Annotated in this window: 9 protein-coding genes; 7 read left to right on the top strand and 2 right to left on the bottom strand. The window is 68.5% G+C overall.

What is annotated here, in order from left to right; genetic code table 11:
• Positions 1-282 precede the first annotated feature (282 nt).
• Complete coding sequence (locus BWI15_RS18630; protein ID WP_083750855.1) at positions 283-1575, top strand: glycoside hydrolase family 16 protein; 1293 nt, start codon at positions 283-285, stop codon at positions 1573-1575.
• Positions 1576-1842: 267 nt separating this feature from the next.
• On the opposite strand, the gene BWI15_RS18625 is transcribed toward BWI15_RS18630, so the two are convergent.
• Both BWI15_RS18625 and BWI15_RS18620 read right to left on the bottom strand, forming a co-directional pair.
• Positions 1843-3183: a GH1 family beta-glucosidase gene (locus BWI15_RS18625; RefSeq protein ID WP_077015645.1), complete on the bottom strand. Its 1341-nt coding sequence runs from the start codon at positions 3181-3183 to the stop codon at positions 1843-1845.
• Between the two features lie 214 nt (positions 3184-3397).
• A complete protein-coding gene (locus BWI15_RS18620) occupies positions 3398-4579 on the bottom strand; it encodes an ROK family transcriptional regulator (protein ID WP_237771348.1) in 1182 nt (393 codons plus the stop codon).
• Positions 4580-4908: 329 nt separating this feature from the next.
• Here BWI15_RS18620 and BWI15_RS18615 point away from each other — a divergent pair, with 329 nt between their 5' ends.
• From BWI15_RS18615 to BWI15_RS18590, 6 genes are all read left to right on the top strand, one after another.
• Positions 4909-5919 (top strand): LacI family DNA-binding transcriptional regulator, encoded by a 1011-nt coding sequence (locus BWI15_RS18615; RefSeq protein ID WP_077015643.1) that lies wholly within the window; start codon positions 4909-4911, stop codon positions 5917-5919.
• Between the two features lie 183 nt (positions 5920-6102).
• The gene (locus tag BWI15_RS18610; RefSeq protein WP_077015642.1) at positions 6103-7779 is read left to right on the top strand and encodes an ABC transporter substrate-binding protein; all 1677 of its coding nucleotides are present in this window, start codon (positions 6103-6105) and stop codon (positions 7777-7779) included.
• 78 nt (positions 7780-7857) lie between these two features.
• The gene (locus tag BWI15_RS18605) at positions 7858-8922 is read left to right on the top strand and encodes an ABC transporter ATP-binding protein (RefSeq protein WP_077015641.1); all 1065 of its coding nucleotides are present in this window, start codon (positions 7858-7860) and stop codon (positions 8920-8922) included.
• A complete protein-coding gene (locus BWI15_RS18600; RefSeq protein WP_077015640.1) occupies positions 8919-9899 on the top strand; it encodes an ABC transporter permease in 981 nt (326 codons plus the stop codon). Before BWI15_RS18605 ends, BWI15_RS18600 begins: the two co-directional genes overlap by 4 nt.
• 3 nt (positions 9900-9902) lie before the next feature.
• A complete protein-coding gene (locus BWI15_RS18595) occupies positions 9903-10946 on the top strand; it encodes an ABC transporter permease (protein WP_083750854.1) in 1044 nt (347 codons plus the stop codon).
• Positions 10943-11947 (top strand): ABC transporter ATP-binding protein, encoded by a 1005-nt coding sequence (locus BWI15_RS18590; protein ID WP_077015639.1) that lies wholly within the window; start codon positions 10943-10945, stop codon positions 11945-11947. The genes BWI15_RS18595 and BWI15_RS18590 overlap by 4 nt, the downstream gene beginning before the upstream one ends.
• Positions 11948-12010: the final 63 nt, after the last annotated feature.

Raw genomic sequence — 12010 nt, 5'->3', positions numbered from 1 at the left:
GGAATCTCCCTTTTGCTCAAGGGCTTTCACAGGGTGGACGAACCCCGGGTCCGGCGTCTGCCCGCGCCGCAACTGGTGGTCATCACGAGGTAACCATCGGTGTGCGGTTCAGTCAATGCCACGCGGCGACTTTTTTCACGACTTAGATTTATGCCTGGTCTTGACGTGAAAGCGTTCTCACGGCACGCTTCCTCCCCAAAGCGACTCCCTGTCTCGTTCACGTCCCGCCCCCCGCCCCCAGCGGCCGGACGCCCCTCCGGCCGAGCGAGAAATGAGGCACGCATGAGGTTCCCGCGTTCCCGGTTCCGGGCCGCCGCCCTGCTCTCCGCAGGCGCCGCGCTGCTCGGCACCGCCCTGCTCCAGGCCCCCGCCACCGCGATCACGCCGTCCGAGGCCACCGCGCCGCGGGCCGCGTCCGCCGCCACCTCGGCGTACGCCGCGGCCGCCGTCGGGCCCGTGGTCTGGTCCGACGAGTTCAACGCCGCTGCCGGCACCCCGCCGGACCAGAGCAAGTGGCGCTACGACATCGGCGGCTCCGGCTGGGGCAACAACGAGCGGCAGTACTACACCAACAGCACCCGCAACTCCGCCCACGACGGCAACGGCAACCTGGTGATCACCGCCCGCCGTGAGAGCGGCGGATTCCAGTGCCACTACGGCCCCTGCGAGTACACGTCGGCACGGTTGCTCACCGCATCGACCTTCACCCGCACCTACGGCCGGTTCGAGGCGCGAATGAAGCTGCCCCGGACGCAGGGCCTGTGGCCGGCGTTCTGGATGCTTGGCACCGGCAACAACGGCTGGCCGGGCAACGGCGAGATCGACATCATGGAGAACATCGGCAAGGAGCCGAGCAACTCCTACGGCACGCTGCACGGCCCGGGCTACTCGGCCGGCGAGGCGATCAGCTCGCGCTACACGCTGCCGAACGGGCAGCAGTTCGCCGACGGCTTCCACACCTTCACCGTCGACTGGGAGCCGAACGTCGTCACCTGGTACGTCGACGGCATCCAGTTCGCCCGCAAGACCCCGGCCGACCTCGGTGGCGACCCGTGGGTGTTCGACCACCCGTTCTTCATGATCATGAACGTCGCGGTCGGCGGCTACTGGCCGGGCTACCCCGACGCCAGCACGGTGATGCCGCAGACGATGACCGTCGACTGGGTCCGGGTCTCCAGCCTGACCAGCGGCGGCGGCACCGGCAGCCAGATCACCGGCCTGGCCGGCAAGTGCCTGGACGTCGCCGGCGCCAACCCCGCCGACGGCACCACCGTCCAGCTCTACGACTGCAACGGCACCGACGCGCAGAAGTGGACGCGGCCGGGCGACGGCACGATCCGTGCCCTGGGCAAGTGCCTGGACGTCGCGAACGCCGGAACCGCCGACGGCACCCGGGTCCAAATCGCCACCTGCAACGGCAACGCGGCCCAACAGTGGACGTACACCGGAGCCAGGGATCTGGTGAATCCGCGGGCCAACAAGTGCCTCGATGTCACCGGCAACAATTCCGCCAACGCCACCCCGACGCAGATCTGGACCTGCACCGGCGGCGCCAACCAGAAGTGGAACGTCTGACGCCCCTGAGGACGTGACGGACGAAGGGCCAGGCCGGTCGCGGCCTGGCCCTTCGTCGTTCTGGCGGGTGGAGAGCCGGGACTCACGCCTGCGTTGACCGCCGACGTTCACACCGAGGCACCCGCGGCGCCCGCCCACCGCATGATCCCCGGACGAGATCAGGTGTCCCATCTTGATCGGCACCAACTCCACACCCGCACAACGAGCCGCCCACCTCGACCGCCACAGCGGAGGAGAGGGCGGCCCATCGGGCGTGCAGGAAGCAACTCAGCTGCGGTGGGTCTTGATCAGGTCCGCGTAGCGCTTGCCGCTGGTCTTCATCACGCGAGTGCCAGTCGGGTAGTCGACGTACGCGAGGCCGAAGCGCGGCGCGTAGCCGTAGGCCCATTCGAAGTTGTCCATCAGCGACCAGGCGAAGTAGCCGGCGAGCGGAGCGCCTTGTTCGACGGCTCGCACGCAGGCGGCGAGGTGGCCTTCCAGGTACGCCGTGCGGTCGGTGTCGTCGACGTTGAACTCGGCGTCGGGCTGATCGACCCAGGCGGAACCGTTCTCGGTGATGTAGATCTTCTCCGCGCCGTACTCCTTGGTCAGGCGGAGGATCAGCTCCTCCAGACCGGCCGGGTGGACCTCCCAGTCGAGCATGGTGTGCTCGGGGTTCGGGCCGGGGACCTGGCTGAAGCCGAGCACGGGCACGGAGTCGTCGGCCTTGATGATCTGGCGGAAGTAGTAGTTCAGGCCGATGAAGTCGGTCGGGGCGGCGATCACCTCGAGGTCGCCGGGCTGCTCGGGCAGCTCCACGCCGTACGTCTCGACCATGTCGGCCGGGAAGCCGCGGCCGGAGACCGGGTCGAGCCACCAGCGGTTGATGTGCCCGTCGGCGATCCGCGACGCGCGGATGTCCTCGGCGCTCTGACTGGCCGGCTCGCAGCCGCTCAGGTTCACGACCAGGCCGACCGATGGCGACTCCGGGCACGTCTCGCGCAGCGCCTGGACGCCGAGCCCGTGCGCGAGCAGCAGGTTGTACGACGCGCGCACGGCGATCGCCGGGTCGGTGATGCCGGGCGCCATCCGGCCTTCCCAGTGGCCGATCCAGGCCGAGCACAGCGGCTCGTTCAGCGTCACCCAGTCGCGGACCCGGTCGCCGAGCTTCGCGCCGACCACCGCGGCGTACTCGGCGAACCGGTACGCCGTGTCGCGGTTGTCCCAGCCGCCGAGCTCCTGCAGCGCCTGCGGCAGATCCCAGTGGTACAAGGTGACGAACGGCTTGATGCCCGAAGCAAGCAAATCGTCGACGACCCGGTCGTAGTAGTCCAGGCCGGCCGCGTTGACCGCGCCGGAGCCGGTCGGGATCACCCGCGGCCAGGCGATCGAGAACCGGTACGCGTCGACGCCGAGCTGCTTGATCAGCGCGAGGTCGTCGGGCCAGCGGTGGTAGGAGTCGCAGGCCACGTCCCCGGTGTCACCGTTGTCGATCGCGCCGGGCACGCGGCAGAACGTGTCCCAGATCGACGGCAGCCGGCCGTCGGCGTCGACCGCGCCTTCGATCTGGTACGCCGAGGTGGCGGTACCCCAGACGAAGTCCTGCCGGAGCGGGGAGAGCTCGACCATCGGTGCCCCCAGAGGGTGGTGGAAGGTGGTTTTTTCAAAGCATAGTTGAAGTCCTGAACCCGAGATAGGAGTGTCTCGTGTTCAACCCGCCGCGCCCGCTGCGCGGGCGCGGCGGGCGGGGAGCGGGAGAGCGGAGCGCGGGAGGCGCGGAAGCACGGAAGCGCGGGGAGCGCGGGGAAGGCGCGAGCGAACGCGCGAGGGCGCCGGAGCGCAGCTAGCCCGCGAGTCTGCGGGGCGTTCCGCCCTCGCGGAGAATGCGCAGCACCGGAAGCGTGGCGGCTCCCAGGGCAACTGCGTCCCGGCCGAGTTCGCACAGCTCGATGGTCACCTGGGCGTACGGCCGGTGCAGCGCATGCTTGCCGACCGCCTCGCGCAACTGCGGAAGATAGCGCTCGCCCAGCAGAAGCCCCGACCAACCACCAAGAACGATGCGCTCAGGGTTGAAGAGGTTCACCAGGTTGGCAAAGCCCGCGCCCAGATACCCGATCGTGTCCTCGACGACCTTGGCCGCGACCTCCGACGAATCCACCGCCGCGAGCAACCCGACGAACTCGGCCTCCTCGTCGTCGGACCGAGCGGCGGGCCCACCCGCCAGGCGATACCGATCCAGCACACCCTCAGCGCCGACGTACGCCTCGAGGCATCCTTCGGCCCCACACCGGCACTGCCGGCCGCCGTACACGATCGTGGTGTGGCCCCACTCTCCCGCGCTGCTGCGGGTTCCGCGGTAGCTCGTCCCGCCGGTGACCAACGCGGCACCGACTCCAGAGCCGACCAATGCGACGACAGCATCCGTCGCACCCCGCCCGGCGCCGAACCACATCTCCGCCTGACCAAGCGTGTTCGCACCGTTGTCGACCTGGATCGGGATGTCCGTGCCGGCCGCGAGCATCGCGCCGAGCGGTACGCCGTCCCAGCCGAGCGTCTGCGCATGGACGACCGCGTCCGCCGGACCTTCGACCACACCAGCGACGGCCACACCCAGTCCAAGCACCCGATCAGCCGGTACGCCGGCCTGCGCGATCACCGTGTCGAGCCCTTCCAGCACGTACTTGACGACCAGTTCGGGCGCCGGTTTCGGCGTCTCGATCGGGTAGACAACGGTGGCCAACACCGACATCGCCAGGTCGAACAACTCGACCCGCACCCGGGTCTCCCCGACTTCGGCGCCGACGACGTATCCGAAGGCCGGCGCGACCCGCAGCAGCACCCGCGGCCGGCCGCCGTCGGACTCGACCGAGCCGGCCTCCTCGACGATGCCTTCGTCCAGCAGTTCGCCGACCAGGTTGCTCACGCTGGCCGCGCTCAGCGACGTCTCGCGGCCGAGCTCGTAGCGACTCAGTGGACCCTGCCGATAGATGCTGGTCAGGATCACCGACCGGTTGGACCGCCGCATGTCGCGCACAGTCGTCCGGCGTCCGTCCATGGTGTTCTCGACCCGCCCTCTGCAACGCGCTGCCGGGCCACCACGGCGGCCCCTGACATCGATCTCCCCAGAAGTCCATCATGCCGCAGCGCCGGGCCGGAAGGCTTGAGCAAAACCGCGCGGCGGACTTCTTACTAATCGTGAACTTAGCCCTGTTTCGTTATCGCGTCGTGATTGACGTGACCTGGCCCACTCCGCTTCACTCTACGGAACCGCTTCCGAAACCGGTTCCGAACACGGCGTTCACGAAGCGGCAACATCCGCCCCGCACCACCCCGACCGCCCGAGGGGAGCTGTGAATGTCGATCACGATCGCCGATGTGGCGGCTCGTGCCGGAGTCAGCAAGACGACGGTCTCGCGGGTTCTGAACGGCAAGGGCGAACTGGACCTGCGCACCGCCGAGCGGGTCCGCCAGGTGATCGCCGAACTCGGGTACGTGCCGAGCGCCCGGGCCGTCGGCCTGGCCCGCGGCCGGACCCGGATCGTCGGCATGCTGGTGCCCTCGCTCACCTGGCCCTGGATGGGCGAGGTGCTCCAGGGTGCCGTCGACGTGGTCGAGACCGAGGGCTACGGCCTGCTGCTGTTCACCTGCAACCGCGGTGAGGAGTCGATGCAGCAGTTCGCCTCGCAGGTCTCGGCGCAGTCCTTCGACGGCCTGCTGGTGATCGAGCCCGAAGGCACGCTGTCCTACATCGAGCAGTTGCACTCGCGTGGCCTGCCCGTCGTCCTGATCGACGACCGGGCCAAGCAACCGATGTTCCCGTCCGTCGCCACCACCAACCGGGCCGGAGGTGAGGCCGCCGCCCGGCACCTGCTGGAGCTCGGCCGCCGCCGCCCGCTGGTGATCACCGGCGTGGACTGGTTCGGCTGTACCCAGGAACGCCTGGACGGTTTCCGCGACACCTACGCGGCGGCCGGCCTCGAGCTGGACCCACGGCTCGTTTTCGAAGGCGACTTCACCCACGAAAGTGGACGCCGCGGCGTCCAGCAGGCACTCGAGGCCGGCACCAAGTTCGACGCGATCTTCGCGCACAACGACCTGTCCGCCGGCGGCGCCATCCAGGCCGTCCGGGAGACCGGCCGCAACGTGCCGAACGACGTGTCGGTGGTCGGTTTCGACGACATCCCCTACGCCCAGCACACCGAACCACCGCTGACCACGGTGCACCAGCCGATGCGCCAGATGGGGCAGACCGCGGCCCGGATGCTGATGGACTACTTCGGCGGCAAGCCGCTGCCGGACGTTCCCCAGGTGCTGCCCACGACGCTGATCGTGCGCAGTTCGACCGCCCCCGCCCGCCCCTCGTAACCGTCCGGTGGCGAGGTAGCTGCCCCTGCCTCGCCACCGGTCACCCCAGCGCCGATACCGATCCGTTAGGCCGTCCGCTCTTTCCATGAGAGCGCTTTCACGGCACGATGCGACCCCAAACGCACCACCCCGACAGTCATTCGACCGTCATCCGCCAGCAGTTGGACGAACACAGGAGGAACGATGCGAGCACGACGCTCAGTCGCGCTGGCCCTCGCGGGCCTGCTCGCGGCAGCACTGGCTGCCTGCAGTAACGGGGACACCAGCAACTCGAACGCGAGTACCGCCGGCACCTCCACGGTGCTCAACGTGGGCATGCCGAACGGCCCGCAGACCGAGAACCACAACCCGTTCCTCGGTTCGTCCTCGGGCGCCTCGCTCGGCTACCGGTGGATGATCTACGAGCCGCTGGTGATGGTGAACCCGCTCAAGCCGCAGGAGCCGGGCAAGCCGTGGCTGGCCACCGCGCACACCTGGTCCGACAACTTCAAGAAGCTGTCGTTCACCATCCGCGACGGGGTCAAGTGGTCCGACGGCAAGCCGATGACCGCCGAGGACGTGGCCTACTCCTTCGAGCTCCGCAAGGGCAACGAGGGCCTGAACCAGGACGCGATCCCGTACGGCACGATCACCCAGTCCGGCAACAAGGTCGACCTGACCTTCACCCGGTCGCAGTTCGTCAACCAGAACAAGATCCTCGGCGTCTTCGTGGTGCCCAAGCACCAGTGGTCCACGTTCAAGGACCCGAGCCAGGACACCGTCAAGGAGCCGATCGGCACCGGCCCGTACAAGCTGAAGTCGTTCACGCCGCAGACCACCACGCTGGAGGTCCGCAGCGAGTACTGGCAGGAGCTGCCGAAGGTCAAGGAACTGCGCTACACGTCGTACAACGACAACAACGCGCAGACCACCGCGCTGGCCAACGGCGCCTCGGAGTGGAGCTTCGTCTTCGTCCCGAACGTGAAGACGGTCTTCCAGGCCAAGGACGAGAAGAACCACAAGGTCTGGGCGCCGGGCACGCTGGGCATCCACGGTCTGTGGATCAACACCACCAAGAAGCCGTTCGACAACCCGGCGCTGCGTCGCGCGATGGACAAGGTGATCAACCGCGACGACATCTTCACCCAGGCCGAGGCCGGCTACTTCTACCCCAAGATCGAGTCCGTCACCGGCATCCCGACGCCCGCGGGTGAGTCGTTCATCGCGCCGGAGTTCAAGGACAAGAAGCACGTCGTGGACGTCGAGGGCGCCAAGGCCGAGCTGGCCGCGGCCGGCTTCAAGCTCGAGGGCGACACGCTGAAGGACCCGACCGGCAAGCCGGTCACGATCACGCTGACCGACCCGGCCGGCTGGTCCGACTACATCACCAGCCTGGAGATCATCAAGGACAACCTGTCCCAGATCGGGATCAAGGCGACCGTCGACAAGGCCAACCAGGACGCCTGGTTCAAGGCGTTCGACGAGGGCAACTTCGAGGCCGGCATGCACTGGACCAACGGTGGCGCCACGCCGTACGACATCTACCAGAACATCATGGACGGCAAGATCCTCAAGCCGATCGGCAAGGGTGGCGTCAGCGGCAACTACGGCCGTTACAACAACCCGGAGGCGACCAAGGCGCTGGACGCCTACGCCAACGCGGCCGACGACGCGGCCCGCACGGCGGCGCTGAACACGCTGCAGAAGATCATGGTCGACCAGATGCCGATCATCCCGACCGGCGCCTCGAACATCGGCGCCCTGTACAGCACGAAGAACTGGGTCGGCTGGCCCGACGAGTCCAACCCGTACGGGCCGTCGCAGCCGACGCAGCAGACCGCGCTGCAGATCGTCCTGGCCCTGAAGCCCGCAGGGGCCTGACAACCCACCGCGGCCGGGAGCTCTCCACCTGGAGCTCCCGGCCGCGGTCCGGCGTGCCGATCCAGCGAGGAGTCAGTGATGACGGCGACCGAAGCAGCACCGACCACCGACGACGTGGTCCTCGAGGCAGAGAACCTCACCAAACACTTCCCCGTACGCCGGGGCCTGCGCGACGTGTTCACCCGCGGCCGGTACGCCGTGCACGCGGTGGACGACGTCCACCTGACACTGCGCCGCGGGCGGGTCACCGCCCTGGTCGGCGAGTCCGGCTCCGGCAAGTCCACCGTCGCCCGGTTGATGGCGCAGCTGTACAAGCGCACCGACGGCGACATCCGGCTGCACGGCGAGTCGATCACCGTGAACGGCGGCCGCGCGTTCCGCGCCTACTGCCGCCGCGTGCAGATGATCTTCCAGGACCCGTTCGCCTCGCTGAACCCGGTGCACACCGTGCGCTACCACCTGACCCGCGCGCTGAAGATCCACGGCCGCGCGGGCAACGGCAGCGCCGAACTCGAGCAGAACCTGAAGGACCTGCTGCTCCGGGTCCAGCTGACCCCGCCGGAGCGCTACCTGGACAAGTTCCCGCACGAGCTGTCCGGCGGCCAGCGCCAGCGGGTGTCGATCGCCCGCGCGCTCGGCGCCAATCCCGAGGTGCTGCTGGCCGACGAACCGGTCTCGATGCTCGACGTGTCCATCCGGCTCGGCGTACTGAACCTGCTGCGGGACCTCAAGGTTCGCCTCAACCTGGCCATCCTCTACATCACCCACGACATCGCGTCGGCCCGGTACTTCGCCGACGAGACCCTGGTGATGTACGCCGGCCGGATGGTGGAGGGCGGCGACTCCGAGACCGTCACCCAGCACCCGGCCCACCCCTACACCCGGCTGCTGATCGAGAGCGCTCCGGACCCCGACCGGCTGGACCGGGTCGGTGACGCCAAGGACGCGCCCGAGGACGAAGCCGGAGGTGAGCCGCCGAGCCTGATCGCGCCGCCGACCGGGTGCCGGTTCCACCCGCGCTGCGTGTACGCGATGCCGAAGTGCTCCACCGACCTGCCGCCCCGGTTCGAGCTGCCGGTGGTCGACAGCGGCCAGGCGCACTGGGCGGCCTGCTGGCTCTACGAGGAAGGAGCGGCGAAGTGAAGTTCCTGCTGCAACGGATCGCCTTCTACCTGTTCACCGCCTGGGCGGCGATCACGATCAACTTCTTCATCCCGCGGATGATCCCCGGCGACCCGGTCACCTCGCTGATCAACAAGTTCCAGGGCCAGATGAGCACCGAGGCGATCAACTCGCTGTACGTGCTGTTCGGCCTGGACAAGAACGCGAGCCTGTGGAGCCAGTACGTCGACTACTGGGGTCAGGTGTTCCGCGGCGACCTCGGGCTGTCGTTCACGTTCTTCCCGACCCCGGTCTCCGACATCCTCGGCCAGAGCCTGCCGTGGACGATCGCGCTGGTCGGCATCACCACGTTCGTCAGCTTCGTGATCGGCACCGGCCTCGGCGTACTGGCCGGCTGGCGGCGCGGGTCCTGGCTGGACGGCCTGCTCCCGGTGACCACGTTCCTGTCCTCGATCCCGTACTTCTGGCTCGGCCTGATCGCGATCACGCTGCTGGCCGGCTCGGGCAGCTTCTTCCCGTCGTCCGGTGGTTACGAGCCGGGTCTGGTGCCGTCGTGGAACGGCGAGTTCATCGGCAGCGCGATCCAGCACAGCCTGCTGCCGGCCATCACCATCCTGATCTCCTCGGTCAGCGGCTGGATCCTCAGCATGCGCAACATGATGGTCACCGTCGCGTCGGAGGACTACATCACGGTCGCGCACGCCAAGGGCCTGTCCGAGCGCCGGGTGATGCTCAGCTACGCCGCCCGTAACGCGCTGCTGCCGAACGTGTCCGGCTTCGCGCTGTCGCTCGGCTTCATCGTCGGCGGCACGCTGCTGGTGGAGATCGTGTTCTCCTACCCCGGCATCGGTTACAACCTGTTCCAGGCCGTCGGCGCGAAGGACTACCCGCTGATGCAGGGCGTCTTCCTGGTGATCACGATCTCGGTGCTGGTCGCCAACCTGATCGCCGACATCGCGTACCTGCTGCTCGACCCGCGCACCCGCAAGGAGGGCTGACCGATGTCCGCACCTGCCAGCACCATCACCGCGGTCACCCCGGAGGGACCCGAAGTCGAGGCCGTGCCGGCCAAGCGTCAGCGGCTCCGGTTCGTCGCGAACGGGAAGGCGGCCACCGGCCTGGTCGTGCTCGCGTTCTTCTGCCTGATCGCGATCATCGGGCCGTGGATCGCGCCGTACGACCCGTCCGCGCGCAGCGCCGACCTGCTGCAGCCGCCGTCGGGCCAGCACTGGTTCGGCACCACCCATCTGGGTCAGGACATCTTTTCCCAGATCCTGGTCGGCACCCGCGGCGTGATGTTCGTCGGCCTGCTGGCCGGCATCGTCGCGACCGCGCTGTCGGTGCTGATCGGCGTCAGCTCGGGCTTTCTCGGCGGCGCGGCCGACGAGGGTCTGTCCGCGCTGTCCAACGTCTTCCTGGTGATCCCGGCGCTGCCGCTGATCATCATCGTCGCCTCCACGATTCCCGGCGCGGGTGACCTGATGGTTGCCTTGGTCATCGGTCTGACCTCGTGGGCCTGGGGAGCTCGAGTACTCCGGGCGCAGACGCTCTCGTTGCGCCGGCGCGACTACGTCGAGGCCGCCCGGGCGACCGGTGAGAGCACCTGGCGCATCATCACCGTGGAGATCCTGCCGAACCTGACCGCGATCATCGCGTCCGGTTTCGTCGGCACGGTGATCTTCGCGGTGATGTCGGAGATCACCCTGGCCTTCATCGGCATCTCGACGATCTCGGAGTGGAACTGGGGCACGATCCTGTTCTGGGCGCAGAGCCAGCAGGCGCTCGCGCAGGGCGCGTGGTGGTGGTTTGTGCCGGCCGGCCTGGCGATCGCCGTTTTGGGCACCGCGTTGTCGCTGATCAACTTCGGCATCGACGAGTTCGTCAGCCCCCGGCTGCGCAACAGCGGCCACACCCGGGTGAAGACCAAGGACGGCCGCACGGTCCGGATGAAGGTCGGGTTCACCCCGGTGCTGAACACCACTGGCAAGAGTGCCCCGGTCACGCCGGTGGTCCACGTCGACGAGGCGAAGGGAACGGTCTCATGAAGGCCCCCGTCCTGGAGATCAAGAACTTCAACGTGGACTACGGTCTCGGCGACCAGGCCGTCCGTGCGGTCCGCGACGTGACGCTGACCCTGCACCGCGGCGAGGTGCTCGGCCTGGCCGGCGAGAGCGGGTCCGGCAAGTCCACCCTCGCGTACGGCGTGACGCGGCTGCTCCCGCCGCCCGGCGTGATCAGCGGCGGCTCGGTGGTCTACCACCCGCCCGGCGATCAGCCGTACGACGTGATGGCGCTGTCCCCGGCCGAGTTGCGCAAGTTCCGCTGGGCCGAGACGTCGATCGTGTTCCAGGGCGCGATGAACTCGCTCAACCCGGTGCACAAGGTCTCGACCCAGATGCTCGACGTGATCCGCGCGCACGAGCCGCAGCTCAGCCAGGAGGCGCGGGTCGCCCGGGCCAAGGAGATGCTCAAGCTGGTCGGCATCTCGGCCGACCGGATGGACGCCTATCCGCACCAGCTGTCCGGCGGTATGCGGCAGCGGGTGATGATCGGCATGGCGCTCGTGCTCGAGCCGCAGATCGTGATCATGGACGAGCCGACCACCGCGCTCGACGTGGTCATGCAGCGCCAGATCCTGGCCCAGCTGGTCGAGCTGCGTGAGCGGCTCGGATTCTCGGTGCTGTTCATCACCCACGACCTGTCGCTGCTGGTCGAGTTCTCCGACCGGATCGCGATCATGTACGGCGGCCGGATCGTCGAGGAGGCGAAGTCGGCCGATCTGTACAAGGACTCCCTGCACCCGTACAGCGAAGGACTGCTGAAGTCCTTCCCGGCGCTGCGCGGCCCGCGCCGGGAGCTGAGCGGAATCCCGGGTTCGCCGCCCGACCTGCGCGGTATGCCCACCGGCTGCGCGTTCCACCCGCGCTGCCCGCACGCGTTCGACCGCTGCTCGACGGAGATCCCCGTCCTCGGCGTCCCGGAGGCCAGGAACGACCCGAGCCGCTCGGTGGCCTGCTGGCTGCCCGGTCGCGTTCCTGTCGCCTAACTTCTTCCCCGAAGGGAGTCAGTACGGCCTACCGCGCCCGCCCACCGGCTGGGCGCGGGACGC

It is taken from the genome of Kribbella sp. ALI-6-A, from assembly GCF_001984195.1.
Classification (GTDB): domain Bacteria; phylum Actinomycetota; class Actinomycetes; order Propionibacteriales; family Kribbellaceae; genus Kribbella.
The sequence above is the reverse complement of the archived record's forward strand: the minus strand, read 5'-3'. Positions and strand labels throughout refer to the sequence as shown.

Coding starts and splice junctions, on each gene's coding strand:
- BWI15_RS18625 (WP_077015645.1), bottom strand. CDS start 3,183: ATGGTCGAGCTCTCCCCGCTCCGGCAGGACTTCGTCTGGGGTACCGCC.
- BWI15_RS18610 (WP_077015642.1), top strand. CDS start 6,103: ATGCGAGCACGACGCTCAGTCGCGCTGGCCCTCGCGGGCCTGCTCGCG.
- BWI15_RS18605 (WP_077015641.1), top strand. CDS start 7,858: ATGACGGCGACCGAAGCAGCACCGACCACCGACGACGTGGTCCTCGAG.
- BWI15_RS18590 (WP_077015639.1), top strand. CDS start 10,943: ATGAAGGCCCCCGTCCTGGAGATCAAGAACTTCAACGTGGACTACGGT.
- BWI15_RS18630 (WP_083750855.1), top strand. CDS start 283: ATGAGGTTCCCGCGTTCCCGGTTCCGGGCCGCCGCCCTGCTCTCCGCA.
- BWI15_RS18595 (WP_083750854.1), top strand. CDS start 9,903: ATGTCCGCACCTGCCAGCACCATCACCGCGGTCACCCCGGAGGGACCC.
- BWI15_RS18615 (WP_077015643.1), top strand. CDS start 4,909: ATGTCGATCACGATCGCCGATGTGGCGGCTCGTGCCGGAGTCAGCAAG.
- BWI15_RS18620 (WP_237771348.1), bottom strand. CDS start 4,579: ATGCGGCGGTCCAACCGGTCGGTGATCCTGACCAGCATCTATCGGCAG.